The following is a 26,988-nucleotide window of genomic DNA, read 5'->3' as shown; positions in this document are numbered from 1 at the left end:
GCATGCAAATGGAGCCCTACAATCCGCCGCAGGATCCCTGGCTGGTTATCCTGTATCAGGATGAACATATCATGGTGGTCAACAAGCCGAGCGGTCTGTTATCCGTACCGGGCCGTCTGGATGAACACAAAGACAGCGTGATGACGCGCATTCAGCGCGATTATCCGCTGGCAGAGTCGGTTCATCGTCTGGATATGGCCACCAGCGGCGTGATTGTGGTGGCGCTGACCAAAGCGGCGGAGCGGGAGCTTAAACGCCAGTTCCGCGAGCGTGAGCCCAAAAAAGAGTATGTTGCCCGCGTCTGGGGGCACCCGGAGAAAGCCGAAGGGCTGGTGGATCTGCCCCTGATTTGCGACTGGCCTAACCGTCCGAAGCAGATGGTCTGCTATGAGACAGGCAAACCGGCGCAGACTGAGTATGAAGTGCTGGAGTACGCGCCGGATAATACGGCGCGGGTCCTGCTAAAACCGATTACTGGCCGTTCACACCAGCTGCGCGTGCATATGCTGGCATTGGGGCATCCGATTCTTGGGGATCGCTTCTATGCGCCACCGGAGGCGCGCGCGCTGGCGCCTCGCCTGCAGCTGCATGCCCGGATGCTGACCATCACCCATCCCGCTTTCGGGAATGCGATGACCTTTAAAGCCCCGGTCGACTTCTAAAATAACGCCCGGCTATACCGGGCGTATCTTATTTAAAGCCTTTCTGCTCTTTTATGAGCTCATACGCTTTCTGAATCTCCTGCGCTTTCTGCTTCGCCATCTCCATCATTTCTGGCGGTAACCCTTTCGCCACCAGCTTATCCGGATGATGTTCGCTCATCAGTCGACGATAGGCGCGCTTAATGGTTGGGCCATCGTCCGTTGGCTTCACGCCCAGCACGTTACAGGCATCTTCCAGCGTCGGGCCACGTTGCGCCTGCTGCCAGCCGCCGCCAGAAGATTGCTGCTGTTGGTAACCGCCACCGAACTGCGCTCCGCCCTGCATCATGCGCAGGAACTGGTCAAACTGCATTCGTGAGATACCGAGCTCTTCCGCAATGACATACAGCACGTCGCGTTCGTTCGGATGAAGCGAACCATCGGCAAAGGCTGCCTGAATCTGGATCTCAAGGAACATACGAATCAAATCAAAACGACCGAAACAGACGCTGCGGAACTGACGCATCTTTTCACGCAGGGGATAGTTATCCGCCTTACCTACGCGAAATGCATGTTGCGCCGCCGCACGCGAATCCCCGTGCAGGTTCATTCGGTCCATAAACTGGCTGGCGACATGAATGTCCGCCTCCGTCACGCGCCCTTTTGATTTAGTCAGATGCCCCATCACTTCGAAGGTCGTCGCAAAAAAGAGAGCCTGACGCTGTTGCTGATTGGCGAACCAGGCCATCTTACGACTGCGAGCTTTATCAAACATATGGCCGATAATCAGCCCCAGAATGATGCCCCAGAAGCCTGCGCCCATCATTAATGCGAACGCCACGCCGATAATTTTTCCCCAATACTGCATATACTCCCCAAATGGTGATGGATCTGATCCTGTGCAATGCCATCATTCCTGTGGGCTCGCCACGGTCAATTGAAGGACATCGCCTATAATTTGCATTATCATACTCGTCATTCAATAGCGAGCCTATCACCACGGCTCGCAAACGGGCAGGATTAACGCTGGCACTGCGATGATGAGTAAGATAGTCTCTGACCGTTTGCCAGCGTATAGCCACTGATGACGGAACAACAAATAAAACGTATGAAAAAACGTATCCCCACCCTTCTGGCCACAATGATTGGCACTGCCCTCTATACTCAACAGGGACTGGCAGCCGATCTCGCCTCGCAATGTATGCTGGGTGTTCCCAGCTATAATCGCCCGTTGGTTCAGGGTGATACGAACGACTTGCCGGTCACCATCACTGCGGATAACGCAAAAGGTAATTACCCTGACAATGCCGTTTTCCACGGCAATGTCGATATTGCACAGGGTAACAGCCGTCTGCAGGCCGATGAGGTTCAGCTTCATCAAAAACAGCCTGACGGTGCCGCCGAACCGGTGCGAACTGTTGATGCGCTGGGTAATGTGCACTATGACGATAATCAGGTCATTCTGAAAGGTCCGAAAGGTTGGGCAAATCTTAATACCAAAGATACCAACGTCTGGGAAGGCGATTACCAGATGGTGGGTCGTCAGGGTCGCGGTAACGCCGATCTGATGAAACAGCGCGGTGAAAACCGCTATACCATTCTGGAAAACGGCACCTTCACCTCCTGTCTGCCCGGCTCTAATACCTGGAGCGTAGTGGGAAGCGAAGTGATCCATGACCGCGAAGAGCAAGTTGCAGAGATCTGGAACGCCCGCTTTAAGCTCGGCCCGGTGCCGATCTTCTACAGCCCATACCTGCAGCTGCCGGTTGGCGATAAGCGCCGTTCAGGTTTCCTGATCCCGAATGCGAAATACAGCACCAGTAACTACTTCGAGTTTTACCTGCCGTACTACTGGAACATCGCGCCGAACATGGATGCCACGATTACGCCGCACTATATCCATAAGCGCGGCAATATCATGTGGGAGAATGAGTTCCGCTATCTGTCGCAGGCGGGCGCGGGTGTCATGGAGCTGGATTATCTGCCTTCAGATAAAGTCTATGAAGATGAGCATCCCACTGAAGGCGATCGCCATCGCTGGTTGTACTACTGGCAACACTCCGGAGTGATGGATCAGGTGTGGCGTTTTAACGTCAACTACACCAAGGTCAGCGACTCGAATTACTTTAACGATTTCGATTCCAAATACGGTTCCAGTACCGATGGCTATGCGACGCAGATTTTCAGCGCCGGCTATGCGGTACAAAACTTCGACGCGACGGTTTCTACCAAGCAGTTCCAGGTCTTCAGCAACCAGACTCGCAGCACCTATGCTGCCGAGCCACAGCTTGATGTTAACTGGTATCAAAATGATGTCGGTCCGTTCGATACCCGCGTTTATGCGCAGGCGGTGCACTTCGTTAACACCAATGACGATATGCCAGAATCCACGCGTGTGCACATTGAACCGACTATCAACCTGCCGTGGTCGAATAACTGGGCGAGCCTGGATACCGAAGCCAAGCTGATGGCAACCCACTATCAGCAGGAGAACCTGGACTGGTATAACAATCGTTATGGCACCGATCTGAAAGATTCTGTTAACCGTACCCTTCCGCAATTTAAGATGGACGGTAAGCTGATTCTTGAACGCGACATGAACCTGGCGAACGGCTACACCCAGACGCTTGAGCCGCGCATTCAGTATCTTTACGTCCCTTATCGCGATCAGAGCAACATCCAGAACTACGACTCGTCCTTCCTGCAGTCTGACTACAGCGGCCTGTTCCGTGACCGTACCTACGGCGGTCTGGACCGCATTGCTTCTGCTAACCAGCTGACGACCGGGGTAACAACCCGCATCTTTGATGATGCTCAGGTTGAACGTTTTAACGTTTCTGTTGGTCAAATCTACTATTTCACCGAGTCTCGTACTGGTGATGACGATATCAACTGGGAAGAAGACAACAAAACGGGCTCCCTGGTCTGGGCCGGAGACACTTACTGGCGCATGACCGATCGTTGGGGCCTGCGCGGCGGCGTACAGTACGATACCCGTCTGAATAACGTCTCCACCGGCAGCGGCTCCATCGAGTATCGTCGTGATGAAGACCGTCTGGTGCAGTTGAGCTACCGTTATGCCAGCCCGGAATACATCCAGGCGACATTGCCGAGCTTCGCTACGGCGCAGCAGTACAAAGAGGGCATTTCGCAGGTGGGTGGCACAGCAAGCTGGCCGATCGCCGATCGCTGGTCCGTTGTGGGTGCGTACTACTTTGACACCAACACCAGCAAGCCGGCCGATCAGATGGTGGGGCTGCAGTATAACTCCTGCTGCTACGCTATCACTGTCGGCTACGAACGTAAGCTGAACGGTTGGGATAGAACTCGCCAGCAGAGCGAATACGATAAAGTTATCGGCTTTAACATCGAACTGCGTGGCCTGAGTTCGAATTACGGCCTGGGTACTCAGCAGATGCTGCGTTCTAACATTCTGCCGTACCAAAATTCTCTGTGATGTACTTGAATGACAACGTAATCCGCATTTGCGGTTAATTGAAATGGAAAAAGTATGAAGAACTGGAAAACGCTGCTGCTCGGTATCGCCATGGTTGCGAATACCAGCTTCGCGGCCCCACAGGTTGTCGATAAAGTCGCAGCCGTTGTGAACAACGGTGTAGTACTTGAGAGCGACGTTGATGGTTTAATGCAGTCTGTGAAGCTCAACGCGGGTCAGGCAGGTCAGCAACTTCCGGATGATGCCACGCTGCGTCATCAGATCCTTGAACGTCTGATCATGGATCAGATCGTTCTGCAGATGGGTCAAAAAATGGGTGTGAAGATCTCTGACGAACAGCTCGATCAGGCGATCGCGAACATCGCTAAACAGAACAACATGTCTGCAGATCAGATGCGCAGTCGTCTGGCCTATGACGGTATTAGCTACTCAACCTATCGTAATCAGATTCGCAAAGAGATGCTGATTTCTGAGGTGCGTAACAACGAAGTCCGTCGTCGTGTCACCATCCTGCCTCAGGAAGTGGATCAGTTGGCGAAACAGGTGGGTAACCAGAACGATGCCAGTACAGAGCTGAACCTGAGCCACATCTTGATCCCACTGCCGGAAAATCCGTCCTCCGATCAGGTTGCTGATGCGGAAAACCAGGCGCGTTCCATCGTCGATCAGGCGAAAAACGGCGGTGATTTTGGCAAACTGGCAATCACTTACTCTGCCGACCAGCAGGCGCTGAAAGGCGGCCAGATGGGTTGGGGCCGTATCCAGGAGCTGCCGTCTATCTTCGCTCAGGCTTTGAGCACCGCGAAGAAAGGTGACGTCATTGGTCCGATCCGCTCGGGCGTTGGCTTCCACATCCTGAAAGTGAACGACCTGCGCGGCCAGAGCCAGAGCATCTCGGTCACGGAAGTGCATGCCCGTCATATCTTGCTGAAGCCATCACCGATCATGAACGACGATCAGGCACGCGTGAAGCTGGAGCAGATTGCTGCAGATATTCGTAGCGGAAAAACCTCTTTCGCCAATGCGGCAAAAGAGTTCTCTCAGGATCCAGGCTCTGCTAACCAGGGCGGCGATCTGGGCTGGGCGGCAGCCGATATCTACGATCCGGCCTTCCGTGATGCGCTGATGAAGCTGAACAAGGGCCAGATGAGCGCGCCGGTTCACTCCACCTTTGGCTGGCACCTGATCGAACTGATGGATACCCGCAGCGTGGATAAGACCGATGCGGCGCAGAAAGATCGCGCGTATCGCATGCTGTTCAATCGTAAATTCTCGGAAGAAGCGGCGACCTGGATGCAGGAGCAACGCGCCAGCGCTTACGTGAAAGTATTGAGCAACTAATGAAACACCACCGTGTTGTCATCACTCCCGGCGAACCCGCCGGGATTGGTCCGGACCTCGTTGTCCAGCTCGCGCAACGTAGTTGGCCGGTAGAGCTGGTCATCTGTGCTGACGCCAAACTGTTACAAGACCGGGCGGCACTGCTCGGTCTGCCTTTATCTCTCCTCCCCTATGATGCCGCCCTGCAGCCGGTTCCACAGCAAGCGGGGACCTTAACCCTGCTCAATGTCCCGCTGCGCACACCCGTGATTCCCGGCCAGCTCAGCACCGAAAATGGTCACTACGTGGTTGAGACCCTGGCGCGTGCCTGCGATGGCTGTCTGAACGGCGAATTTGCGGCGCTGATTACCGGTCCGGTGCACAAGGGGGTGATCAACGACGCAGGTATTGCCTTTACAGGGCATACCGAATTCTTTGAAGAGCGCTCGCATAGCCCGAAAGTGGTGATGATGTTGGCCACTGAAGAGATGCGCGTGGCGCTGGTCACCACCCACCTGCCCATTAAGGCGATTCCTGATGCCATTACCCCGGCACTTTTGCGGGAAATTATCGGGATTCTGCATCACGATTTGCAGACTAAATTCGGTATTGAGCAACCGCACGTACTGGTCTGCGGCCTGAATCCCCATGCCGGGGAAGGCGGGCACATGGGTACAGAAGAGATCGACACCATTATCCCGGTCCTCAACGAGATGCGTGCGAAAGGGATGAATCTCAGCGGGCCACTGCCTGCCGATACCCTTTTCCAGCCCAAATATCTTGAGAATGCCGATGCCGTGCTGGCGATGTACCACGATCAGGGCCTTCCCGTGCTAAAATACCAGGGATTTGGCCGCGGCGTGAACATCACCCTCGGTTTACCCTTTATTCGAACGTCCGTTGACCACGGTACTGCACTTGATTTAGCAGGCCTGGGCCAGGCAGATGTCGGCAGTTTTATTACGGCGCTTAATCTCGCCATCAAAATGATTGTTAATACTCAATGAATAATCGCGTCCATCAGGGCCACTTAGCCCGTAAACGTTTCGGGCAAAACTTCCTCAACGATCAGTTTGTGATCGAAAGTATTGTTTCGGCTATCAATCCACAGAAAGGCCAGGCGATGGTCGAGATCGGCCCAGGTCTTGCTGCGTTGACTGAACCGGTCGGTGAGCGTCTCGACGCGCTGACGGTTATCGAGCTGGACCGCGATCTGGCGGCGCGCCTGCAAACGCACCCCTTCCTCGGGCCGAAGCTGACTATCTATCAGCAGGATGCGATGACCATGAACTTTGGCGAATTGTCAGAGAAAATGGGCCAGCCGCTGCGCGTATTTGGTAACCTGCCGTACAACATCTCGACGCCGCTGATGTTCCACCTGTTTAGCTATACTGATGCCATCGCCGACATGCACTTTATGTTGCAGAAAGAGGTGGTGAATCGACTGGTTGCAGGGCCGAACAGTAAAGCGTATGGTCGACTGAGTGTAATGGCGCAATATTATTGCAACGTCATCCCGGTACTTGAAGTGCCGCCGACGGCCTTTACGCCACCGCCAAAGGTAGACTCTGCGGTAGTGCGTCTGGTTCCTCATACCACGATGCCTTATCCAGTAAAAGATCTGCGCGTACTGAGCCGCATTACGACGGAAGCCTTTAACCAGCGCCGGAAAACGATCCGCAACAGCCTGAGTAACTCGTTTACCGTTGAGGTGTTATCTGAGCTGGGCATCGATCCGGCAATGCGTGCGGAAAATATTTCTGTCGAGCAGTACTGCAAGCTGGCTAATTACATCAGCGAAAATACGCCGCCGAAGGAGAGCTAAGCCATGATTGATTCGCCCCGCGTATGTGTTCAGGTGCAAAGTCTCTATATCGAATCGCAATCCACGCCGGATGAAGAGCGTTATGTCTTTGCCTATACCGTCACCATCCGTAACCTGGGGCGAACGCCTGTGCAACTGCTTGGGCGCTACTGGCTGATCACCAATGGCAACGGCCGTGAAATCGAAGTCCAGGGGGAAGGCGTCGTTGGTGAACAACCGCATATCGCCCCTGGCGAAGAGTATCAATACACCAGCGGTGCGGTCATCGAAACGCCGCTGGGCACCATGCAGGGCCATTACGAAATGGTCGATGCCGACGGCAATACCTTCCGTATTGCCATTCCTGTTTTCCGTCTGGCTGTCCCAACACTCATTCACTAAAACATGTCTACATACCTTATTGGCGACGTTCACGGTTGCTACGATGAACTGATCGCGTTGTTAAAGCAGGTGGAGTTTACACCGGGCAAAGACACGCTGTGGCTGACGGGCGATCTGGTCGCGCGCGGCCCAGGCTCGCTGGAAGTGTTACGCTACGTTAAATCACTCGGCGATAGCGTTCGCGTCGTACTGGGCAACCACGATCTCCATCTGCTGGCGGTCTATGCCGGCATCAGCCGTAACAAGCCAAAAGATCGTATCACTCCGCTGCTGGATGCGCCGGATGCCGATGAACTCATCAACTGGTTACGCCGTCAGCCGCTGCTGCAAATCGATGAAGAGAAGAAGCTGGTGATGGCCCACGCGGGGATTACGCCGCAGTGGGATCTGCAAACCGCTAAAGAGTGCGCGCGTGATGTAGAAGCGGTGCTGACCAGCGACTCTTACCCCTTCTTCCTCGATGCCATGTACGGCGACATGCCGAATAACTGGAGCCTTGAGCTGAGCGGTCTGGCACGCCTGCGATTTATCTCCAACGCCTTTACCCGCATGCGTTACTGCTTCCCGAACGGTCAGCTGGATATGTACTGCAAGGATGTTCCCGAGAGTGCGCCTGCGCCGCTGAAACCCTGGTTTGCTATCCCCGGGCCGGTGACGGAAAGCTATAGCGTGGCCTTTGGTCACTGGGCATCACTGGAGGGGAAAGGCACGCCAGAGGGCATTTATGCTCTGGATACCGGCTGTTGTTGGGGAGGTGACCTCACCTGCCTGCGCTGGGAAGATAAAGCCTGGTTTATTCAACCATCGAATCGTCAGCCGGATTTAGGCGACGACGAGGCGGTTGCCTCTTAAGGAAAGTACGCACCTCTCGTCAAAAAGAGGTGCGTAACGCAGTTAGCGACGCTCAAGGATCTCAAAGCAGTAGCTGTGCGAGTTTTGTGCGTCCGCATCGTGAAACTCACTGAATACCGACTCCCATTCATCCGGATCGTAATCCGGGAAATGGGTATCGCCTTCCACTTCCGCATCAATATGGGTCAGGTAGAGTTTCTGGGCTTTTGGCAGGAACTGCTCGTAAACACGGCCGCCGCCAATCACCATAATTTCTTCCGCGTCGCCACAGGCGGCGATAGCTTCATCGACAGATTTAACCCACTCAACGCGATCATCGGTGCCTGGCTGGCTACTGATGACAATGTTCTTACGGCCAGGTAAAGGGCGACCAATTGACTCCCAGGTCAGGCGGCCCATCACTACTGGCTTGTTCAGCGTCGTACGTTTAAACCATGCGAGATCGGCAGGCAGGTTCCATGGCATGGCGTTTTCCATACCGATAACGCGATCTACCGCCAGCGCTGCAATCAGACTGATCATTGAAAAATTTCCCGGATATAAAAATTGCCGCCACTATACGTAAAGCTTAATCTTTCGTCGACGGGCGGCAGAGTAAAGAAGCGGAAATATTTAAATATTGCTGTCGAGGCCTCTTCAGGTCATAGGTTTACTCTCTGGCTCATCCGCAGGGTTGCCCGTATGCTTACCCTCTTCGGTCCCTTGCCATCCATGACGCTGAATCAGTGAAAGATGATTACGATCTTCGCTGATGATTTCAGTCAGCATCGCGCTGGTACGTTTGACGACCGCGGCACGCGACGACGCGTCACTTTCGGTCATTGCGGCCATCTCTTCCACCATCTCAATGTTAAAGCGGCGGAACAGATCGGCACGCTCTCGCGCCTCGTAGGCACCCAGCCCCAGCTTTTCCAGCGCCAGACGCCCTGATTTAAGCGCCCCTTCGAAGGTTTCACGCTCGGGAGCTTCAACACCGGCCTGCCGTAGCTGGATGTAATGATCCACATCGCGCGCACGAGAGATGATCTTCAGGTGTGGGAAATGTTCCTGCGCCAGCTTCGCCAGCTGCAGGCTGGTTTCAGGATCGTCGATGGCGTTGATCAGCACCTCAGCCTTACTGGCACCCGCCGACTCCAGCAGATCGACCCGGGTGGCATCGCCATAGAATACCTTCATATCAAATTTACGCAGCGTTTCGATATGGTCCGGATCGTGATCAAGTATGACCATCTTTACGCCGCTCGACAGCAGTAAGCGGCCAGTAATCTGACCAAAGCGGCCAAACCCGGCGATAATCACGCGAGGTTGTTCTTCATCAATCTCATCAGCCTCACGCTCGTGGCCGCTGCCCGCATTTTCCAGGCGAGTTAACAGTACTAGCAAGAGTGGCGTAACCGCCATCGAGAGCGCCACCGCCAGGGTTAAGGCTTTTGCCCATTCAGGATCCAGTACGTTCGCCATCTGCGCCGCGCCAAAAACCACGAAGGCAAATTCACTCCCCTGCCCCAGCAATACGGCAAACCAGCGACACTGTTGATTAGGCACGTTCAGCGGACGGGCAATCAGCCATAACACCGCCATCTTAATGACCAGGAAACCGACCAGTAGCACCAGGATCCGCAGCGGATGCGTCACCAGCGTACCAAAGTCGACCGACATCCCAACGCCAATAAAGAACAGCCCAAGCAACAAGCCTTTGAATGGCTCAATATCGCTTTCCAGCGCATGACGATATTCCGAGCTGGCCAGCAGTACCCCGGCCAGGAATGCCCCCATCGCCATCGATAATCCGGCCTCTTCCAGCAGCAAACCGAAGCCAAAGACCAGGAACAATGCCACGGCGCTGAAGACTTCACGCAGGCCAGAGCGCGCGACAAAGCGCAGCAGCGGCCGGGTAACATAGCGTCCCAGCAGGATCACCAGCGCCAGCGCGCCCGCAACTTTCAGTGCCGAGAGCGCAAACGCCCCCAGCGTTGTCGAGGCGCCAGAGGCTGCCAGTAGGGGGATCATTGCCACCAAAGGAATGGCGGCAATATCCTGGAACAGCAGCACCGAGAACGTGCTGCGCCCCATTTGCGAAACAGTCAGATTACGTTCGTTCATCGCCTGCATGGCAATGGCGGTAGAGGAGAGCGCCAGCGTCATGCCGATCAACTCCGCCACTTTCCACTCCATACCCAGCAGCATACAGAACCCACCCAGCAGCAGGCCGCAGGCAATCATCTGTAGCGCCCCGCCGCCAAATACCGATGCCCGTAGCGTCCATAAACGACGCGGATCCAGCTCCAGACCGATAACAAACAGCATCAGCACTACGCCGATTTCCGCAAAATGCAGGATCGACTCGGCATCTGTTACTAAGCGCAATCCCCAGGGGCCAATGACACAGCCAGCGATGAGATAACCGAGAACCGATCCCAGCCCCAGCCGTACCGCAACCGGCACGATCAGTGCCGCCGCGCCTAAATAGATCAGCGCCTGAATCAGCGTATGGCTATCCATGGTGCTTCTCCTGCAAGTCGAGTAAACGTTGTTTATAATGACGCGCCTGCGCTTGCAGCGTTTCATCGTCGCAAACGAAGGTGCAGTGCATCGCGAAAGGCGGGAGCCAATGTAATCCACAATAGAGCGCGGTCGCCTGAAGTGGCTGCGCCAGCACATCAAAGCCCGGGAAATCGCCGATATCGAAGTGGCTCTCTCCCCCGCCGGTGGTCACCGCCCAGAGCAGACTTTTGCCCTGCAGCGCTTGACCGTTGTGGCCATACGCCCAGCCGTGCGAGAAGACTTTATCGATCCAGAGTTTTAACAGAGGTGGCGTGCTGTACCACTGCATAGGATGTTGCCAGACGATGAGATCGGCACGAGATAGCGCTTCTTGTTCGGCGGCGATATCGATATTGAAATCGGGATAGAGTTGATACAGCGAGCGTACTTCTACGCCGTCGAGATTCCTTACCTGCTCCAGCATCCGCTTATTCGCATGCGAGTGCTGCGGATAAGGGTGAGCATAAATAATTAAGATCATGTATTAGCCTGTTGATTTACTGCTCTCTTTTAAGGAAAGAGTGTAGTCAGTAATCTAACAGGCTAATAGTGAATAATATTGACGAGCTAAATGGGTAAATCTGAACTAGTTATCCAGTTCGCCCATTGATTTTACCTGATCGCGGTTAATCTGCTCTGTCTGCCCGGTTTCAGCATTTTTGTAAGAAACCAGACCCGTATCATCATCCACCTGCGGTTTGCCGTCGGTGACAATAGTTTTACCGTCAGTCGTTTTTACTGACTGGTTAGAAGAGCAGCCGGCAACGGTAAACAGAGCAGCGGCAGCAAAAATGGAGGTCATCAGCAGTTTGTTGTTCATTGTATTCTCCCTGGGTCAGTCAAGACGTGTCGTTTAGCGTAATACTATAGTGGAATATTCCGCCTGCAGGGGTAAATACAGAACACTCTTAGCTTTTTACCGGCAGGCCCTCTTTATAGATCACCGTCTTCACCACTTTTCCGTTGGCATCGTAGGTCTTCGCCTCTCCGTTAGCCTCACTCTCTTTAAAGGTGATGGTCGAATGCAGTTTGCCGTCCTGGGTGTAGCCCTGAGAAACCCCGTTGGCTTTGCAATTGACCAGCGGCGTATGGCTTCTTAACACGCCATTGGGATAGTAGACATCAATGTACTCATCAAAACAGCGGTTTTTGACCACGGTTTCAAACTTCTTGCTGCCATTGTCGTACTTCTCCACCAGCTTGCCTTCCGGCACGTTGTCCGCCACCTTCACCTCAGGTGTCGTGAGCTTTTTCTGCCCCTCCAGATCCTCTTTCAACCCTTTGGCATAGTCGGGCGTCATACCCATGCTATCGATGGTATTGGTAACAGAGGAGGCGAAATCCGCGCATCCAGAGAGCAACGCCACCAGCGAGATCAGCGCAATTGTACGATTCACAAGAAACTCCTTTTAAGATGAGTGCGCTAACCATGCGGCCACTATTCTGTAAGCGCAACCGCCAATATTGGTCGTAAAGGCAATAAAAAACCCGCCGAAGCGGGTTTTAAGAGCATTCTGATGCTTACTTCGCGATTTGCGCGTGCATTTCCTGCACTGAAATCACCTTCTCTGTAGCGTCTGCATTCAGCGCCATCGCGGTGGCGAAACCGCCATTCAGCGTGGTGTCATAATGCACTTTATACTGCAGCGCACTGCGGCGAATCAGCTTGGAGTCTTCAATCGCCTGACGGCCCGCGGTGGTGTTGATGATGTAGGTGTACTCGCCATTCTTGATACGGTCCTGAATGTGCGGACGACCTTCATGCACCTTGTTCACCAGACGTGGGTTGATGCCCGCTTCACCCAGTACAATCGCCGTACCGTGAGTTGCATCCAGCTCGAAGCCGTACTTCAGCAGCTTAGCGGCCAGGTCGACCACACGCTCTTTGTCGCCTTCGCGTACGGAGAGCAACGCACGACCCTGTTTCTTCATGGTGGAATTGCTGCCCAGCTGTGCTTTGGCGAACGCTTCCGCGAAGGTGCGGCCCACGCCCATCACTTCCCCGGTAGAGCGCATTTCAGGCCCTAACAGCGGGTCAACGCCCGGGAACTTGTTGAACGGCAGCACCACTTCTTTCACCGAGTAGTACGGCGGGATGATCTCTTTGGTCACGCCCTGCTGCGCCAGCGTCTGACCAGCCATCACGCGCGCCGCTACTTTCGCCAGCGGTACACCGGTGGCTTTAGAGACGAACGGTACTGTACGTGCCGCACGCGGGTTCACCTCAATCAGGTAAACTTCGTTGTCTTTCACCGCGAACTGGACGTTCATCAGGCCGCGAACCTGCAGCTCAAAGGCCAGCTTCTGCACCTGCTGACGCATCACGTCCTGAATTTCCTGACTCAGGGTGTAGGCTGGCAGAGAACAGGCGGAGTCACCGGAGTGCACGCCCGCCTGCTCGATGTGCTCCATGATGCCGCCAATCAGCACCATTTCGCCATCGCAGATCGCATCCACATCGACCTCTACCGCGTCATCCAGGAAGCGGTCGAGCAGAACCGGCGCATCGTTAGAGACGCTCACCGCCGTCTGGAAGTAACGGCGCAGGTCGGCTTCGTCGTAGACGATCTCCATCGCGCGGCCGCCCAGTACGTAGGATGGACGCACCACCAGTGGGTAACCAATCTCTTTCGCCTTCTCCACCGCCATTTCAATCGCGGTCACGGTGGCGTTCGCCGGCTGCTTCAGCTTCAGACGGTCAACCGCCTGCTGGAAACGCTCGCGGTCTTCGGCGCGGTCAATCGCATCCGGGCTGGTGCCGATAACCGGTACGCCTGCTGCTTCCAGCGCGCGCGCCAGCTTCAGCGGGGTCTGGCCGCCGTACTGCACGATGACGCCCTTCGGCTTCTCGATGCGCACGATTTCCAGCACGTCTTCCAGGGTAACCGGCTCGAAGTAGAGGCGGTCAGAGGTGTCGTAGTCGGTCGAGACGGTTTCCGGGTTACAGTTGACCATGATGGTCTCGTAACCGTCTTCGCGCAGCGCCAGCGAGGCGTGGACGCAGCAGTAGTCAAACTCAATGCCCTGGCCGATACGGTTAGGACCGCCGCCCAGTACCATGATTTTGTCGCGGTCGACAGACGGATTCGCTTCACACTCGTCTTCATAGGTGGAGTACATGTAGGCGGTGTCGGTGGAGAATTCCGCCGCGCAGGTATCCACGCGCTTGTAGACCGGGTGCAGGTCATACTGGTCGCGCAGCTTGCGGATTTCCGCTTCGCGCACGCCAGCCAGCTTAGCCAGACGCGCATCGGCGAAGCCTTTACGCTTCAGGACGCGCAGGAAGTCAGCGTCCAGGCCGTTAATGCCCAGCTCTGCCACTTTCTCTTCCAGACGCACCAGCTCTTCAATCTGCACCAGGAACCAGCGGTCAATGTTGGTCAGGTTGAACACGCCGTCAACGGAGAGGCCAGCACGGAAGGCATCGGCGATGTACCAGATACGCTCAGCGCCCGCGTCTTTCAGCTCGCGGCGAATTTTGGTCAGAGCTTCCGGATCATCCAGGCTCACTTTCGGGTCAAACCCGGTGGCGCCCACTTCGAGGCCACGCAGCGCTTTCTGCAGGGATTCCTGCTGGGTGCGGCCAATGGCCATCACTTCGCCGACAGATTTCATCTGGGTAGTCAGACGGTCGTTCGCGCCGGCAAATTTCTCGAAGTTGAAGCGTGGAATTTTGGTCACAACGTAGTCGATAGAGGGTTCGAAAGACGCTGGCGTGCGGCCGCCGGTGATGTCGTTCATCAGCTCGTCGAGGGTGTAACCTACTGCCAGTTTCGCCGCCACTTTCGCAATCGGGAAGCCGGTGGCCTTGGAGGCCAGCGCAGAGGAACGGGAAACACGCGGGTTCATTTCAATAACAATCAGACGACCGTTTTTCGGGTTGACCGAGAACTGGACGTTAGAGCCGCCGGTTTCTACGCCAATCTCACGCAGTACCGCCATCGAGGCGTTACGCATGATTTGGTACTCTTTGTCGGTCAGGGTCTGGGCCGGGGCCACGGTGATGGAGTCACCGGTGTGGATGCCCATCGCATCGAAGTTTTCGATAGAGCAGACGATGATGCAGTTGTCGTTTTTATCACGCACCACCTCCATCTCGTACTCTTTCCAGCCAATCAACGATTCGTCAATCAGCAGTTCGTTGGTTGGAGAGAGATCCAGGCCACGCGCACAAATCTCTTCAAACTCTTCCCGGTTGTAAGCGATACCGCCGCCGGTGCCGCCCATGGTAAAGGAGGGACGGATAATGCACGGATAACCCACATCAGCCGCGACGGCCAGCGCCTCTTCCATATTGTGCGCAATACCGGAACGCGCAGTATCGAGGCCGATTTTCTTCATGGCAACGTCGAAGCGACGGCGATCTTCCGCTTTATCAATCGCATCGGCGGTGGCGCCAATCATGGTTACGCCGAACTCTTCCAGTACGCCCTGACGCTCCAGCTCCAGCGCACAGTTCAGCGCGGTCTGGCCGCCCATGGTTGGCAGAACCGCGTCCGGGCGCTCTTTCTCAATAATTTTGCGTACGACTTCCCAGTGAATCGGCTCGATGTAAGTCGCATCGGCCATTTCCGGGTCGGTCATGATGGTGGCCGGGTTGGAGTTCACCAGGATAACGCGGTAACCCTCTTCACGCAGGGCTTTACACGCCTGCGCACCGGAGTAGTCGAATTCACAGGCCTGACCGATAACAATCGGGCCAGCGCCAAGGATCAGGATGCTTTTTATGTCTGTACGTTTTGGCATGGTCTTCTCGGCTCCTGATTATTTAGCGGTCTTACGGTATTGCTCGATGAGTTCGATAAAGTGATCGAACAGCGGTGCGGCATCGTGCGGGCCAGGGCTGGCTTCCGGGTGACCCTGGAAGCTGAACGCGGGCTTATCGGTGCGATGAATCCCCTGCAGGGTGTGGTCAAACAGCGACTTGTGCGTCACGCGCAGGTTCGCAGGCATAGAAGCTTCATCGACGGCAAAGCCGTGGTTCTGCGCGGTAATCATCACCGTGTTGTTGTCGATATCTTTTACCGGGTGGTTACCCCCATGGTGACCGAACTTCATCTTCACGGTTTTGGCACCGCTCGCCAGCGCCAGGAGCTGATGGCCCAGGCAGATGCCGAAGACCGGGATATCGGTTTCGAGGAAAGCTTTGATCGCGTCGATAGCGTAATCGCACGGCGCCGGGTCACCGGGACCGTTGGAGAGGAAGATGCCGTCCGGGTTCATTTTCAAGACTTCATCGGCCGGGGTTTTCGCCGGAACAACCGTCAGGCGACAGCCGCGATCCACCAGCATGCGCAGGATATTGCGCTTGGCACCGTAATCGTAGGCCACTACGTGGAAAGGCAGTTCACTCTCTTTTTTGGCTTCTGGCAGGTCGCCAGCCAGCGTCCAGCTACCCTGCGTCCAGCTATAAGCTTCTGCGGTAGTGACTTCTTTCGCCAGGTCCATGCCGTTGAGGCCGGGGAAGGCTTTTGCTTTTTCCAGCGCCAGCGCCGCATCGAGGTTGTCCCCTGCGATAATGCAGCCGTTCTGTGCGCCTTTTTCGCGCAGAATCCGGGTCAGCTTACGGGTATCGATATCGGCGATTGCCACAATGTTATGGCGCTTCAGGTATGAAGAGAGGTCTTCAGTGTTGCGGTAGTTGCTGGCAATCAGCGGCAGGTCACGAATGACGAGGCCTTGTGCATGTACCTGGGAAGATTCTTCATCGGCGGCATTGGTGCCGACATTGCCGATATGGGGATAAGTAAGGGTGACGATTTGGCGGGAATAGGAAGGATCAGTGAGGATTTCTTGATAACCGGTCATTGAAGTATTGAAAACGACTTCCCCAACCGCCGAACCTGTTGCCCCTATGGCCCGACCGATAAACTGGGTTCCGTCTTCCAGAACCAATAGCGCTGACTTAATCAAAACACCCTCCAGAGAATATTCACTCACTTTATCTGCATATTAATTCACAACCATGTTGCGGATCAATGCAAATTTGTTGCCTGTGGATTTTCGGCAAACGGCGGCATTCTGGAGATTTCAGGGGGGAAAGTCAACTTAAAACGCGTATTTTATTTGTTATTTTGCGTCACTGGTGGCAAAGAGAGGTTTTAAGCGCTGAAAAGATCAAATAAATCACACAGGAAATCGCTTGCGGAGCGGTTTAACCAACAATTCTCAATGAGGAGGGTCTAAAAGTGGACCAGATGGTCAAATTTTACAAAAACGCAACGATAAATACGCAGATAATTGTTAATAACAACTGCTTTAAAGCAATAACTAGACATAAAACCTAAAATAAAGGGGCAATAAAATATTGCCCCGTGCAATCAAGTGCTTATGACTGCCATAACCACATCACGAAGGGTAATAATCATCATAAATTGTTGAGATCGAGTACATCTCTCATATCAAAAAGACCTTTTTCCTTATCTTTTAACCACAAACCCGAACGAATCGCCCCGTTGGCGAATGTCATACGACTCGAAGCCTTATGGGTAATCTCTACGCGCTCGCCGATATCGGCAAACATAGCAGTATGCTCGCCTACAATGTCGCCTGCGCGAACGGTAGCAAAACCGATAGTACCTGGCACACGCTCGCCAGTATGTCCTTCACGAGAGTACACCGCGCAGGACTTCAGATCTTTATCCATGGCCTGAGCAATGGCTTCGCCCATTGCCAGCGCTGTCCCGGATGGGGCATCCACTTTGTAACGGTGATGCGCTTCGATAATTTCGATATCGGTGTAATCACCCATGACTTTTGCCGCCTTCTCCAGCAGCTTGAGCATCACATTGACGCCGACGCTGAAGTTGGCCGCAAAAACGATAGCGATCTCTCCAGACGCGTCCTGAATGGCCTGCTTACCCGCGTCATCAAACCCGGTAGTCCCAATGACCATTCCCTTGCCGTGCTGACGGCAAAACGCCAGGTGATGCAGTGTGCCCTCTGGACGCGTGAAGTCGATGAAGACATCGAAATCCTCTTTTACCGCCTCAAGGCTGCTCTGAACGGTGACGCCAGTTTTCGCGGTTCCTGCCAGTTCACCGGCATCAACCCCCAGCAGAGAAGAGCCTTCGCGCTCCAGTGCGGCACCCAGCGCAACGCCATCCATCTGGAGCGTAGCCTGAATCAACTGACGGCCCATACGGCCGCCTGCGCCCGCGATTGCGACACGGACCTGTGCATCATGCATAGTTATTCTCTTACGTTAAAATGATGTAAATCGTTTTCAGATTAACCAGCCTCCGCCGAAGCCGCCATCTGAAAACGTCGATAATTAGAATTTAATGATAAACAGCAGGAACTATCAGTAAAAGACATGATTTACCGCACTGGGCGGTAAAACAAAAAAGCCAGCAATGAATTGCTGGCTTTGGAAGGATTACTCCACTTCTCGTGCGTCGATTCGCAGCTCTTTAGGGACTTCGAAGACAATATTCTCTTCGCGCCCTTCCAGCGGTACCGCCTCGCCGCCGCCCAGTTCCTGCAGACGGGAAATGACGTTCTGCACCAGGATATCCGGCGCGGAAGCTCCGGCCGTTACGCCAACGCAGGCTGCGTTTTTCACCCACGCTTCCTGAATATCCGTAGCGTCGTCGATCAGAAACGCCGCTTTCCCCATACGCTGGGCCAGCTCGGCCAGGCGATTGGAGTTTGAGGAGTTTTTCGATCCGACCACCAGCACCACATCCGCCTGTTCAGCCAGCGCACGCACGGCTTCCTGACGGTTGGTGGTGGCGTAGCAAATGTCGTCTTTACGCGGCCCGACGATTTTCGGGAAGCGCTGGCGCAATGCGTCGATTACATCAGAGGTGTCATCAACGGAGAGCGTGGTCTGGGTCATAAACGACAGCTTCGCTTCGTTTTTCACGTTCAGCGTTATTACATCTTCCGGCGACTCAACCAGATACATCCCCCCTTCCGGGTTACTGTACTGGCCCATCGTGCCTTCGACTTCCGGGTGGCCTGCGTGACCAATCAGAATAGATTCTTCACCACGACGGCTGGCACGCGCGACTTCCATATGTACTTTTGTCACCAGCGGACAGGTGGCATCAAACACAGTCAGATCGCGGCTTTTCGCCTCGTTACGTACCGCCTGGGAGACGCCGTGGGCGGAGAAGATGAGGATCGCCCCGTCCGGCACTTCACTGAGCTGTTCAATGAAAATGGCGCCGCGCTCGCGCAGGCTGTCGACCACGTAGCGGTTATGCACCACTTCATGACGCACGTAAATAGGGGCGCCGTAAATTTCCAGCGCATTTTCAACAATGCTGATAGCGCGGTCTACACCGGCGCAGAAACCGCGCGGGTTAGCCAACAGGATCTGCATTTCAGGCCTCCAGTGCCGGATCGATCTCCAGCACTTCGATATCAAAATGGACCGTACGCCCGGCAAGGGGATGGTTGAAATCGACGGTAATAGAGTCACCGTTAATTTCGCGGATCACGCCAGGCATTTCGCTGCCATCCATTGCGGTAAAGAGCATAATTGCCCCAATCTCAGGTTCACCCGCATCCATAAATTCACGGCGCGAGAAATACTGGATCAGGTCCGGGGTCGGCACGCCAAATGCCGCGTCCGGCTCCAGAGAAAAGGCTTTTGTCTCACCCTCTTTCAACCCCAGAAGCTGCTGCTCCAGGCCTTCAGAAAGCGAGGTATCACCAAGACGAAACAGCGCAGGCTTACCATTATTGCGGGTAGACTCAGCCGTGGAACCGTCATCAAGTTTCAGAGTGAAGTGAACGAGGATCGCGCTGTTGCTCTGTACGGATTTAGACATGCAAGTTGCTCGCTGGTTTTGCCCGGTGACGCTACACCACCGGGCGAGTATGTTACGCCTGCTCTTTTGCGGCCGGTTTCGGCAAGAAGCCTTCCAGCACGATTAACACCGCGCCTACGCAAATTGCGCTATCGGCCAGGTTAAAGGTGGCGAAGTGCCAGTTGCCGACATAGAAGTCGATCATATCGACCACAAAGCCGTGCCACAGACGGTCAAACAGGTTGCCCAGCGCGCCGCCAATGATCAGCGCGTAAGCGATATTGTTAAGCTTCTGCGTCGCCTTAGCGCGGTACATCAGCACTGCCAGCACCACACAGATACCGAAAGCGATACCCGCAAAGAACCAGCGCTGCCAGCCGCCGCTGTCGGCGAGGAAGCTAAAAGCCGCACCGTAGTTGCGCGCATAATGCAGATTAAGCGACGGGAACAGCGGGACCGTATCCCCCAGAGCGAAATTCTGGAGGATCAGGAACTTGCTACCCAAATCGATAATCAGCACAACCACGACCAACCACAGCCAGCGCAGTCCCGTTGAACTCAGAGATTTACTCATCAGGCAAACTTACGTTTTTCGCCATCACCGGCGACGTTGCTGACACAGCGTCCGCAGATATCTGCGTGTTCCGCCACCTGGCCAACATCGGTGGTGTAGTGCCAGCAGCGCGGGCACTTCTCACCGTCGGCTTTGCTCAGCGCGACTTTCAGTCCTTTGAGCAGTTCACTCTGCTGAGCATCAGCAGAAGCGTCAGCATAATCCGCAACTTTCGCACCGGAGGTCAACAGGACAAATCGCAATTCATCGCCCAGCGCCGTCAGTTTTGCCGCCAGCTCAGGTTCCGCGTACAGGGTGACTGCCGCTTCCAGTGAACCGCCAACTTTCTTGTCAGCACGCGCCTGCTCAATCACCTTGTTCACTTCGCCACGCACTTTCAGCAGCGCGTCCCAGTAAGTATGGTTCATCGCTTCAGTGCTGGAGAGATCAAACAGACCTTCATACCACTCACCGGTGAAGACATACTTCTCGCGATCGCCCGGCAGGTAGCCCCAGATTTCATCTGCGGTGAAGGACATGATCGGTGCCATCCAGCGTACCAGCGCTTCTGCAATGTGATAAAGCGCGGTCTGGCAGCTACGACGCGCCACGCTGTCCGCTTTCGCGGTGTACTGACGGTCTTTGATGATGTCGAGGTAGAACGAGCCCATTTCGATGGAGCAGAAGCGCATCAGGCGCTGCACCACTTCGTGGAAGTCGTAAGACTCGTAAGCTTTTACGATGTCTTCCTGCGCCGCTTTGGCGCAGCCTACCGCCCAGCGGTCCAGCACAACCATCTCTTCCGGTTTCACCATGTCTTTTGCCGGATCAAACCCGTTAAGGTTCGCCAGCAGGAAGCGCGCGGTGTTACGGATACGACGATAGCTGTCGGCGGCACGTTTCAGAATTTCATCAGAAACGGCCATTTCGCCGGTGTAGTCGGTAGAGGCAACCCACAGACGCAGAATGTCCGCGCCCAGTTTGTTCATCACGTCCTGCGGAGAGACGGTGTTGCCGATAGATTTGGACATCTTACGGCCCTGACCATCGACGGTGAAACCGTGGGTCAGTACCTGACGGTATGGCGCTTTACCTTTCATGGCGGTGGAGATCATCAGCGATGACATGAACCAGCCGCGGTGTTGGTCAGACCCTTCCAGATACATATCGGCGGCGTGACCGGCAAACTCAGGGCGCACATCCACGACGGAAGAGTGGGTAGAACCGGAGTCAAACCACACGTCCAGAGTGTCTGGCACTTTCTCGTAGTTGTCTGCGTCCGCGCCCAGGATGTCGCGGGCGTCGAGATCCCACCACGCCTGAATGCCGTCAACTTCGACGCGCTTCGCCACTTCTTCCATCAGCTCCAGCGAGTTCGGATGCAGCTCTTGCGTCTCTTTATGGACGAACAGAGACATCGGCACGCCCCAGGTACGCTGACGGGAGATACACCAGTCAGGACGGTTAGCCACCATAGATTCGATACGCGCCTGGCCCCAGTCCGGGATCCACTGCACGCCTTTGATCTCTTTCAGCGACTGCGCGCGCAGACCTTTCTGATCCATGCTGATGAACCACTGCGGGGTCGCACGGAAAATGATCGGTGATTTGTGACGCCAGCAGCACGGATAGCTGTGCTGCATTTTCTCAACGTGCAGCAGCGCGCCGCTGTCGCGCAGCATGTTGACGATAATGTCATTCGCTTTAAAGACGTTGATACCGTCCAGCGCCGGGTAAGTGCCTGGCAGGTAAGAGCCGTCCGGACCCACTGGGTTCGCGATCTCCAGACCGTATTTCAGGCTGATGTTGTAGTCGTCAGGACCGTGGCCACCGGCGGTGTGAACCGCACCGGTACCCGCGTCCAGCGTCACGTGGTCACCCAGGATGGCCGGAACGTCGAAGTCCAGGAACGGGTGTTTAAAGCGCATCAGCTCCAGGGCGTCACCTTTGACGGTGCCCAGAATGCTGTAGTCGGTGATGTTCGCGCGTTTCAGTACGCTCTCGACCAGATCTTTCGCCAGGATAACCGCGCGGCCTTCAATCTGCACCAGCGCGTATTCAAACTCGCTGGAGAGGGAAATTGCACGGTTGGCTGGCAGGGTCCACGGGGTGGTGGTCCAGATCACCAGAGAGATCGGGCCATTTACGCCAGGCAGACCGAATTTACCTTTGACTGCATCCTGATCGACCGCTTCGAAAGCAACGTCGATAGATGGCGAGGTTTTGTCGTAATACTCAACTTCCGCTTCTGCCAGCGCAGAACGGCAGTCCACGCACCAGTGCACCGGCTTCGCGCCTTTATGCAGGTGGCCGTTACCGATGATTTTGCCCAGCGCACGGATGATGTTGGCTTCGGTTTTAAAATCCATGGTCAGGTACGGGTGCGACCAGTCGCCCAGCACGCCCAGACGGATAAAGTCTTTACGCTGACCATCAACCTGCTGTGCTGCGTATTCGCGGCATTTTGCACGGAACTCGGCCGCGGTGAACTTCTCACCCGGTTTGCCATATTCCTGCTCTACTTTCAGCTCGATTGGCAGACCATGGCAGTCCCAGCCCGGTACGTAAGGCGAGTCATATCCCGCAAGTCCTTTGGACTTCACGATAATGTCTTTCAGAATCTTGTTTACAGAGTGACCAATATGAATGCTGCCATTCGCATATGGAGGGCCATCATGCAGAATGAAGGTTTTTTTGCCTTTCTTGGCTGCACGGATGATGCCGTACAGGTCATCATCGGTCCAACGCGCCAGCATTCCCGGTTCGCGCTTGGCGAGATCGCCGCGCATTGGGAACCCTGTTTCCGGCAAATTCAGGGTTGATTTATAGTCACTCATCAGATTCTCGGTTCCGTATTTATCACTCAGGCGTTACGCCGGGTTTGAAAGCCCAAAAAATTCCCGGGCCGTTAACTCATCTCTCGCGATTTGCGCTTTCAACTCATCAAGCGAAGCGAATCGCTGCTCATTGCGTATTTTTTTACGCAGGATTACATCTATATGGCGACCGTAGAGGTCCATTACAACGTCCAGCAGATGCACTTCCAGTTGCTGACGTACGCCAGCAACTGTCGGACGGGTGCCAATATTGGCCACGCCCGGCAAGGGCTTATCGCCCAGTCCTGTCACTTCTACCGCATAGACCCCTTTTACCGGGGAGACCTGACGACGCAGCGGTAAGTTCGCCGTCGGAAAACCAATGGTGCGGCCCAGCTCATCACCATGCACGACGCGTCCGGAAATAGTAAACGGACGCCCTAGCAGGTTCTCTGCCGCGTCGAGTTTATCTTCCGCCAGCGCTTGCCGCACAGCCGTGCTGCTGACGCGCACTCCGCCTTCACAGAAAGTTTGCGTGCTGGTCACGTCAAAGCCGTACTCGAGGCCAGCCTTCTGTAATAGCAAGAAATCCCCCTGACGACCAGCGCCAAAGCGGAAATCATCACCCACGGCGAGAAACTGTACGCCAAGTCGCTTCACCAACAGGTCGCCAACAAAATTTTGCGCCGTCAGTGCGGCAAAACGTCTGTCAAAACGCACGCACAGCACGTAGTCGACGCCGCATTGCGCCAGATAGCGCAATTTCTCGCGCAGGCGAGTCAGACGCGCAGGGGCTTTTTCGCTGGCAAACAGCTCCAGCGGTTGTGGTTCAAATATCATGACCACTACCGGCAGGCCACGCGCCCGCCCCTCTTCGCGTAATCCTTGCAACAGCGCCTGATGCCCACGATGCACGCCGTCGAAATTACCAATAGTCAGCACACACCCGTGCGGGGCCTGACTGAGATTATGTATGCCGCGTATCAGCTTCATGACTGGCTCAAAACAGTGAAAATCGCCCGAGTATACCTTGTACAGCGATTAAGGTTAACCGGCGATTGTCGCCGTAAAAGAGAAAGCCGTAATGATTTCATCACGCTTGCCTTTCAAAGCGAAAAAATCTGCCTGTGTTAGACGTTTTTTGTGCCGAAAAGCTGTATTCAGCCCTCACAAGCTGGTAGAATCCTGCGCCATCAATACGTAACGAGCGTTGTCACACTAACGGCGCTTATTTGCACAAATCCATTGACAAAAGAAGGCTAAGAGGTCATATTCCTCGGCCTTTGAATTGTCCACATAGATCATATTTGGGAGTTGGACCTTGGCTAATATCAAATCAGCTAAGAAACGTGCCGTTCAGTCTGAAAAGGCTCGTAAGCACAATGCAAGCCGTCGCTCTATGATGCGTACTTTCATCAAGAAAGTATACGCAGCTATCGAAGCAGGCGACAAAGCTGCTGCACTGAAAGCATTTAACGAAATGCAACCAATCGTGGATCGTCAGGCTGCTAAAGGTCTGATCCACAAAAACAAAGCAGCGCGTCATAAAGCAAACCTGACCGCGCAGATCAACAAACTGGCTTAATCGCCGCTTGTTGTTGCTTGTTTTAAAAGAACCCGCTTAACGCGGGTTTTTTTATGCCCTTAGCGCACGAGTGGCGTAAACAGCGACGCGTAGTTCTGATTACAGATGCGCTGCACCGCCGGGTGCTGGATCATTCGTTCAGCAAAAATGGCGTGGTACTCTTCCATCACATTGTCCACTCTGCCAATCTCGGTCACTCTGTCGTCGGTATAGAGATCGTGTGCATAAAGCGTCGGTGCCACGAAGATAGCGTTGTGCGCCTCGCCGAAAGCTTTCATTAGTGCGGCATCATCAAACTCCCCCAGAATCTCAACATTAAGCCCCTGTGAGGTAAACCAGTTCAGCAGCTTGCGTCCTAACATAGAACGACGACCTGGCACCAGCAGGCGACGCTCTTCAAGACAGGCGGGGAAGGGTTTTTCCGGCGGAGGATTGATGCACCAGAAACTGACACCGCATTCGCCGATTTTTACCGAGAACAGCCCTTCCTGCTGCGTGGAATCAATGGGGCAGTCGGAGATAATAATATCCAGCTTATGCTGGCTCAGTTGCTCCAGCAGCATCTCGTGGGTCGATTCAAAACAGCGCAAGTGAATTTGTTCATCTGCCACCACCGCCGCATCCAGCACGCCGCTCACCAACCGTTTTGAGAGCGCATCCGCCACCCCCACATCGAAGAGCAAGTTCGACTCTTTGCGGTAGTTAACGATATCCAGCATCTCCTGGCTCAGGGTGAACATTTTATCGGCGTAGCGGAACACCAGTTCGCCCAGTTCGCTTGGTTCAATGCCCCGTCCTTTACGCTTAAAGAGTTTGCCCTGCAGGCGTTCTTCAAGCGCTTTGATCTGCCCGGTAATGGTCTGGGGCGTGAGATAGAGCGCCTCAGCAGCCCCTACCACCGAGCCCTCTTTATAGACGTGCCAGAAGTAGTACAGATGGTTGTAATTAATATGAGACATGCGTGCTTCTCTCCCTGCTAATTTTGACGGGAGGGCACCCTTGCCCTCCCCCGATTCTCTTTAGGCCGGATGCTGCTGCTCCGGTAGTTTCATCTTCAGTAAGGTGTAGCCCACAAACGCGGCCAACAACGAGCCTGTTAAAATGCCCAGTTTAGCCCAGACGATAAGCTCCGGGGCATGCGAGCCAAACGCCAGCGTCGAAATGAAAATCGACATTGTAAAACCGATACCACATAGCACGCCGACCGCCATAATTTGTCGACCGGTGGTGCCGTGCGGCAGCGATGCCAGCTTCAGTTTCAGCGCCAGCCAGCAGAACAGGCTAATCCCCAGCGGCTTACCAATAAACAGCCCGGCGATAATCCCCAGCGGCAACATGGAGGTCAGGCCCGCCAGCGTTACACCGTCCAGCGATACCCCCGCGTTCGCAAAAGCAAACAGCGGCAGGATCAAAAAGGCGACCCACGGGTGTAAAACATGCTCGAGCTGTTTCGCCGGAGATTTACCCTCCTGCTGCTTCAGGGGGACGAAGAAACCGACGATGACCCCGGCCAGGGTCGCATGGACCCCCGATTTCAGTACCGCCGTCCATAAGACCATGCCCACCAGCACATAGATGCCCACCCGGCGCACGTTACAGATATTCAAAAGTGCCAGTACCGCAATCGCGGCCGCCGCGACGCCCAGAGAGAGCATCGACAGATCGCTGGTGTAGAACAGTGCGATGATTATAATCGCGCCCAGATCATCGATGATAGCCAGCGCCATCAGGAAGATTTTAAGCGCCATGGGCACGCGATTGCCGAGCAGTGCCAGCACCCCAAGGGCAAACGCAATATCGGTCGCAGCCGGTATCGCCCAGCCGTGACGCGCAACAGGATCCTGGTAGTTAAACGCCAGGTAAATCAGCGCTGGCACCACCATCCCGCCAAGGGCGGCAATCACCGGAAAGGCTGCACGCTGCCGGCTGGCCAACGATCCCAGTACCAGTTCGCGCTTCACCTCCAGGCCCACCAGCAGGAAGAAGACCGCCATCAATGCGTCGTTAATCCACAGCAGCATGTTTTTATTGATCTCCAGAACCCCGACTTTTAGCTCGACGGGGGTTTCCAGAAAAGCGTGATACATGCTCTGGGTGACATTCAGGTTCGCCAGCATCATTGCCAGCGCCGCGGCAATAATCAGAATGATGCCGCTGGACGCTTCGCTATTAAAGAAACGCTGTAATAATTTCATTTAAGTTCTCTCTTACCACAATACCTCGATAAAACCATAATACCAAGCCACACATATCGG

At 54.7% G+C, this 26,988-nt stretch carries 24 protein-coding genes and 1 pseudogene; 8 read left to right on the top strand and 17 right to left on the bottom strand.

The features are described from left to right. Nucleotides 1–2 precede the first annotated feature (2 nt). The gene (gene rluA / locus B3B59_RS07050; protein ID WP_040077204.1) at nucleotides 3–662 is read left to right on the top strand and encodes a bifunctional tRNA pseudouridine(32) synthase/23S rRNA pseudouridine(746) synthase RluA; all 660 of its coding nucleotides are present in this window, start codon (nucleotides 3–5) and stop codon (nucleotides 660–662) included. 28 nt (nucleotides 663–690) lie between these two features. On the opposite strand, the gene djlA is transcribed toward rluA, so the two are convergent. After that, the gene (djlA, locus tag B3B59_RS07045; protein ID WP_040077205.1) at nucleotides 691–1,509 is read right to left on the bottom strand and encodes a co-chaperone DjlA; all 819 of its coding nucleotides are present in this window, start codon (nucleotides 1,507–1,509) and stop codon (nucleotides 691–693) included. 240 nt (nucleotides 1,510–1,749) lie between these two features. On the opposite strand from djlA, the gene lptD reads away from it, so the two are divergent. The 6 genes from lptD to apaH are packed head-to-tail and all read left to right on the top strand — an operon-like array spanning nucleotide 1,750 to nucleotide 8,476. After that, entirely contained in the window at nucleotides 1,750–4,098 is a 2,349-nt protein-coding gene (gene lptD / locus B3B59_RS07040) for an LPS assembly protein LptD (protein ID WP_286808502.1), read from the top strand. Nucleotides 4,099–4,152: 54 nt separating this feature from the next. Continuing rightward, nucleotides 4,153–5,439 (top strand): peptidylprolyl isomerase SurA, encoded by a 1,287-nt coding sequence (gene surA / locus B3B59_RS07035; RefSeq protein ID WP_040077208.1) that lies wholly within the window; start codon nucleotides 4,153–4,155, stop codon nucleotides 5,437–5,439. Further along, the gene (gene pdxA / locus B3B59_RS07030; protein ID WP_286808500.1) at nucleotides 5,439–6,425 is read left to right on the top strand and encodes a 4-hydroxythreonine-4-phosphate dehydrogenase PdxA; all 987 of its coding nucleotides are present in this window, start codon (nucleotides 5,439–5,441) and stop codon (nucleotides 6,423–6,425) included. Before surA ends, pdxA begins: the two co-directional genes overlap by 1 nt. Further along, nucleotides 6,422–7,243 carry a 16S rRNA (adenine(1518)-N(6)/adenine(1519)-N(6))-dimethyltransferase RsmA gene (gene rsmA / locus B3B59_RS07025; protein WP_046885009.1) on the top strand — a complete coding sequence of 274 codons (822 nt, stop codon included), beginning with the start codon at nucleotides 6,422–6,424 and terminating at the stop codon, nucleotides 7,241–7,243. Before pdxA ends, rsmA begins: the two co-directional genes overlap by 4 nt. Nucleotides 7,244–7,246: 3 nt before the next feature. Next, entirely contained in the window at nucleotides 7,247–7,624 is a 378-nt protein-coding gene (gene apaG, locus B3B59_RS07020) for a Co2+/Mg2+ efflux protein ApaG (RefSeq protein WP_040077213.1), read from the top strand. 3 nt (nucleotides 7,625–7,627) lie between these two features. Then, nucleotides 7,628–8,476, top strand: coding sequence for a bis(5'-nucleosyl)-tetraphosphatase (symmetrical) ApaH (apaH, locus tag B3B59_RS07015; RefSeq protein ID WP_046885010.1), 849 nt, complete (start codon nucleotides 7,628–7,630; stop codon nucleotides 8,474–8,476). A 42-nt stretch (nucleotides 8,477–8,518) separates the two neighbouring features. Here apaH and folA read toward each other — a convergent pair whose 3' ends face one another. The 14 genes and pseudogenes from folA to B3B59_RS06945 all read right to left on the bottom strand — a co-directional run bounded on the left by folA (nucleotide 8,519) and on the right by B3B59_RS06945 (nucleotide 24,346). Next, nucleotides 8,519–8,998: a type 3 dihydrofolate reductase gene (gene folA, locus B3B59_RS07010; protein WP_006173915.1), complete on the bottom strand. Its 480-nt coding sequence runs from the start codon at nucleotides 8,996–8,998 to the stop codon at nucleotides 8,519–8,521. Nucleotides 8,999–9,112: 114 nt separating this feature from the next. Beyond that, nucleotides 9,113–10,978 carry a glutathione-regulated potassium-efflux system protein KefC gene (kefC, locus tag B3B59_RS07005; RefSeq protein ID WP_286808496.1) on the bottom strand — a complete coding sequence of 622 codons (1,866 nt, stop codon included), beginning with the start codon at nucleotides 10,976–10,978 and terminating at the stop codon, nucleotides 9,113–9,115. Beyond that, complete coding sequence (gene kefF / locus B3B59_RS07000) at nucleotides 10,971–11,501, bottom strand: glutathione-regulated potassium-efflux system oxidoreductase KefF (protein WP_286808495.1); 531 nt, start codon at nucleotides 11,499–11,501, stop codon at nucleotides 10,971–10,973. Before kefF ends, kefC begins: the two co-directional genes overlap by 8 nt. Nucleotides 11,502–11,606: 105 nt before the next feature. Next, complete coding sequence (locus B3B59_RS06995; RefSeq protein ID WP_046885013.1) at nucleotides 11,607–11,840, bottom strand: YgdI/YgdR family lipoprotein; 234 nt, start codon at nucleotides 11,838–11,840, stop codon at nucleotides 11,607–11,609. Nucleotides 11,841–11,928: 88 nt separating this feature from the next. After that, complete coding sequence (locus B3B59_RS06990; RefSeq protein WP_233801930.1) at nucleotides 11,929–12,417, bottom strand: toxin-antitoxin system YwqK family antitoxin; 489 nt, start codon at nucleotides 12,415–12,417, stop codon at nucleotides 11,929–11,931. A gap of 124 nt (nucleotides 12,418–12,541) precedes the next feature. Next, nucleotides 12,542–15,766, bottom strand: coding sequence for a carbamoyl-phosphate synthase large subunit (carB, locus tag B3B59_RS06985; RefSeq protein ID WP_040077219.1), 3,225 nt, complete (start codon nucleotides 15,764–15,766; stop codon nucleotides 12,542–12,544). Between the two features lie 18 nt (nucleotides 15,767–15,784). Next, nucleotides 15,785–16,933, bottom strand: a complete 1,149-nt coding sequence (gene carA / locus B3B59_RS06980; protein ID WP_046885014.1) for a glutamine-hydrolyzing carbamoyl-phosphate synthase small subunit — start codon at nucleotides 16,931–16,933, stop codon at nucleotides 15,785–15,787. A gap of 454 nt (nucleotides 16,934–17,387) precedes the next feature. Further along, nucleotides 17,388–18,209 (bottom strand): 4-hydroxy-tetrahydrodipicolinate reductase, encoded by an 822-nt coding sequence (gene dapB, locus B3B59_RS06975; protein WP_286808492.1) that lies wholly within the window; start codon nucleotides 18,207–18,209, stop codon nucleotides 17,388–17,390. Between the two features lie 189 nt (nucleotides 18,210–18,398). Further along, the gene (ispH, locus tag B3B59_RS06970) at nucleotides 18,399–19,349 is read right to left on the bottom strand and encodes a 4-hydroxy-3-methylbut-2-enyl diphosphate reductase (protein WP_040077224.1); all 951 of its coding nucleotides are present in this window, start codon (nucleotides 19,347–19,349) and stop codon (nucleotides 18,399–18,401) included. 1 nt (nucleotide 19,350) lies between these two features. Next, on the bottom strand, nucleotides 19,351–19,800 hold the full coding sequence (gene fkpB / locus B3B59_RS06965) for an FKBP-type peptidyl-prolyl cis-trans isomerase (protein WP_040077225.1): 450 nt from the start codon (nucleotides 19,798–19,800) through the stop codon (nucleotides 19,351–19,353). 52 nt (nucleotides 19,801–19,852) lie between these two features. Beyond that, complete coding sequence (gene lspA / locus B3B59_RS06960; protein WP_046885016.1) at nucleotides 19,853–20,353, bottom strand: signal peptidase II; 501 nt, start codon at nucleotides 20,351–20,353, stop codon at nucleotides 19,853–19,855. Beyond that, on the bottom strand, nucleotides 20,353–23,169 hold the full coding sequence (gene ileS, locus B3B59_RS06955) for an isoleucine--tRNA ligase (protein ID WP_263616186.1): 2,817 nt from the start codon (nucleotides 23,167–23,169) through the stop codon (nucleotides 20,353–20,355). The genes lspA and ileS overlap by 1 nt, the downstream gene beginning before the upstream one ends. Nucleotides 23,170–23,202: 33 nt before the next feature. Then, nucleotides 23,203–24,141, bottom strand: coding sequence for a bifunctional riboflavin kinase/FAD synthetase (ribF, locus tag B3B59_RS06950; protein ID WP_046885018.1), 939 nt, complete (start codon nucleotides 24,139–24,141; stop codon nucleotides 23,203–23,205). Between the two features lie 7 nt (nucleotides 24,142–24,148). Next, a pseudogene (locus B3B59_RS06945) lies at nucleotides 24,149–24,346 on the bottom strand (DUF2575 domain-containing protein). Nucleotides 24,347–24,469: 123 nt separating this feature from the next. On the opposite strand from B3B59_RS06945, the gene rpsT reads away from it, so the two are divergent. Further along, the gene (gene rpsT / locus B3B59_RS06940) at nucleotides 24,470–24,733 is read left to right on the top strand and encodes a 30S ribosomal protein S20 (RefSeq protein ID WP_001518655.1); all 264 of its coding nucleotides are present in this window, start codon (nucleotides 24,470–24,472) and stop codon (nucleotides 24,731–24,733) included. Nucleotides 24,734–24,792: 59 nt separating this feature from the next. Here rpsT and nhaR read toward each other — a convergent pair whose 3' ends face one another. Next, a complete protein-coding gene (gene nhaR / locus B3B59_RS06935) occupies nucleotides 24,793–25,692 on the bottom strand; it encodes a transcriptional activator NhaR (RefSeq protein ID WP_286808488.1) in 900 nt (299 codons plus the stop codon). Nucleotides 25,693–25,752: 60 nt separating this feature from the next. Then, nucleotides 25,753–26,928, bottom strand: a complete 1,176-nt coding sequence (gene nhaA / locus B3B59_RS06930) for a Na+/H+ antiporter NhaA (RefSeq protein WP_046885020.1) — start codon at nucleotides 26,926–26,928, stop codon at nucleotides 25,753–25,755. Nucleotides 26,929–26,988: the final 60 nt, after the last annotated feature.

Origin of the sequence: Leclercia sp. UBA2479 (assembly GCF_002341985.1) — a bacterium.
GTDB lineage: Bacteria > Pseudomonadota > Gammaproteobacteria > Enterobacterales > Enterobacteriaceae > Enterobacter > Enterobacter pneumoniae.
The sequence above is the reverse complement of the archived record's forward strand: the minus strand, read 5'-3'. Positions and strand labels throughout refer to the sequence as shown.

Excerpts from the sequence above, each read along its gene's own strand:
- kefC (WP_286808496.1), bottom strand. The coding sequence starts at position 10,978 with ATGGATAGCCATACGCTGATTCAGGCGCTGATCTATTTAGGCGCGGCG.
- nhaA (WP_046885020.1), bottom strand. The coding sequence starts at position 26,928 with ATGAAATTATTACAGCGTTTCTTTAATAGCGAAGCGTCCAGCGGCATC.
- djlA (WP_040077205.1), bottom strand. The coding sequence starts at position 1,509 with ATGCAGTATTGGGGAAAAATTATCGGCGTGGCGTTCGCATTAATGATG.
- nhaR (WP_286808488.1), bottom strand. The coding sequence starts at position 25,692 with ATGTCTCATATTAATTACAACCATCTGTACTACTTCTGGCACGTCTAT.
- dapB (WP_286808492.1), bottom strand. The coding sequence starts at position 18,209 with ATGCATGATGCACAGGTCCGTGTCGCAATCGCGGGCGCAGGCGGCCGT.
- lspA (WP_046885016.1), bottom strand. The coding sequence starts at position 20,353 with ATGAGTAAATCTCTGAGTTCAACGGGACTGCGCTGGCTGTGGTTGGTC.
- apaH (WP_046885010.1), top strand. The coding sequence starts at position 7,628 with ATGTCTACATACCTTATTGGCGACGTTCACGGTTGCTACGATGAACTG.
- ribF (WP_046885018.1), bottom strand. The coding sequence starts at position 24,141 with ATGAAGCTGATACGCGGCATACATAATCTCAGTCAGGCCCCGCACGGG.
- fkpB (WP_040077225.1), bottom strand. The coding sequence starts at position 19,800 with ATGTCTAAATCCGTACAGAGCAACAGCGCGATCCTCGTTCACTTCACT.
- pdxA (WP_286808500.1), top strand. The coding sequence starts at position 5,439 with ATGAAACACCACCGTGTTGTCATCACTCCCGGCGAACCCGCCGGGATT.
- B3B59_RS06995 (WP_046885013.1), bottom strand. The coding sequence starts at position 11,840 with ATGAACAACAAACTGCTGATGACCTCCATTTTTGCTGCCGCTGCTCTG.
- carB (WP_040077219.1), bottom strand. The coding sequence starts at position 15,766 with ATGCCAAAACGTACAGACATAAAAAGCATCCTGATCCTTGGCGCTGGC.
- apaG (WP_040077213.1), top strand. The coding sequence starts at position 7,247 with ATGATTGATTCGCCCCGCGTATGTGTTCAGGTGCAAAGTCTCTATATC.
- rluA (WP_040077204.1), top strand. The coding sequence starts at position 3 with ATGCAAATGGAGCCCTACAATCCGCCGCAGGATCCCTGGCTGGTTATC.
- lptD (WP_286808502.1), top strand. The coding sequence starts at position 1,750 with ATGAAAAAACGTATCCCCACCCTTCTGGCCACAATGATTGGCACTGCC.
- kefF (WP_286808495.1), bottom strand. The coding sequence starts at position 11,501 with ATGATCTTAATTATTTATGCTCACCCTTATCCGCAGCACTCGCATGCG.
- folA (WP_006173915.1), bottom strand. The coding sequence starts at position 8,998 with ATGATCAGTCTGATTGCAGCGCTGGCGGTAGATCGCGTTATCGGTATG.
- surA (WP_040077208.1), top strand. The coding sequence starts at position 4,153 with ATGAAGAACTGGAAAACGCTGCTGCTCGGTATCGCCATGGTTGCGAAT.
- ileS (WP_263616186.1), bottom strand. The coding sequence starts at position 23,169 with ATGAGTGACTATAAATCAACCCTGAATTTGCCGGAAACAGGGTTCCCA.
- ispH (WP_040077224.1), bottom strand. The coding sequence starts at position 19,349 with ATGCAGATCCTGTTGGCTAACCCGCGCGGTTTCTGCGCCGGTGTAGAC.
- rsmA (WP_046885009.1), top strand. The coding sequence starts at position 6,422 with ATGAATAATCGCGTCCATCAGGGCCACTTAGCCCGTAAACGTTTCGGG.